Below are 823 nucleotides of genomic sequence, written 5' to 3' on the forward strand. Positions count from 1 at the left end.
GGGGGGGGGGGGCGCGCCCCCGGCGGGGGGGGTCGAGGTGATCGGCGTCCTGCCACCGGTGGACAGCGTCACCGGCTTTCAGGTGACGCCGGTGGTGGGCATTATTCCCCCGGATCTGCACTATCACGCCAGCCAGGACGAAGTCTCCGCGGTATTTGAAATGCCGCTCGCCGAAGCCCTGCGCCTTGGGCGCTACCATCCGCTCGATATCCACCGCCGGGGCAACGACCACCGCGTCTGGCTCTCCTGGTACCAGCATTATTTTGTCTGGGGAATGACCGCCGGGATCATTCGCGAGCTGGCGCTGCAAATTGGCGCACGTCCTTAGCTATACTGATAATGAGAGGGCGCTCTCATTATTAGTAAAATCGCGGTTAGCCATTAGTTTAATTCATGTGAATAGTTGAACTGACAGGGCGCTTCCCTCTTACACTATGCGCAGTTATTACATCGTTACCGCACCCGCGGTAACCCTGTCAGGAGTATTATCGTGATTAGTCTATTCGACATGTTCAAGGTGGGGATTGGTCCCTCATCTTCCCACACTGTTGGCCCGATGAAGGCCGGAAAACAGTTCGTCGATGACCTGGTCGAAAAAGGATTGCTTAATGCAGTGACTCGTGTGGCGGTTGACGTCTACGGTTCACTGTCATTAACCGGCAAAGGCCACCATACGGACATCGCCATTATCATGGGACTGGCGGGCAATCAGCCCGATACGGTCGATATTGACGCGATCCCGGCTTTTATCCGTGACGTCGAAGCGCGCGGTCGTCTGCTGCTGGCCAACGGCCAGCACGAGGGCGACTTCCCCGCGGGTGAC

General features: G+C 57.8%; 2 protein-coding genes. Both read left to right on the forward strand.

Annotated elements, in window-relative coordinates; genetic code table 11:
• Window positions 1–328, forward strand: a 328-nt coding sequence (locus HMPREF9538_RS17630; RefSeq protein ID WP_009484657.1) for a CoA pyrophosphatase, incomplete at its 5' end; no start/stop codon positions are given.
• A 162-nt stretch (window positions 329–490) separates the two neighbouring features.
• The coding region (locus HMPREF9538_RS17625) for a serine dehydratase beta chain (protein ID WP_323740375.1) at window positions 491–823 on the forward strand (333 nt) is incomplete at its 3' end.

It is taken from the genome of Klebsiella sp. MS 92-3 (genome assembly GCF_000195655.1).
Lineage (GTDB): Bacteria > Pseudomonadota > Gammaproteobacteria > Enterobacterales > Enterobacteriaceae > Klebsiella > Klebsiella pneumoniae.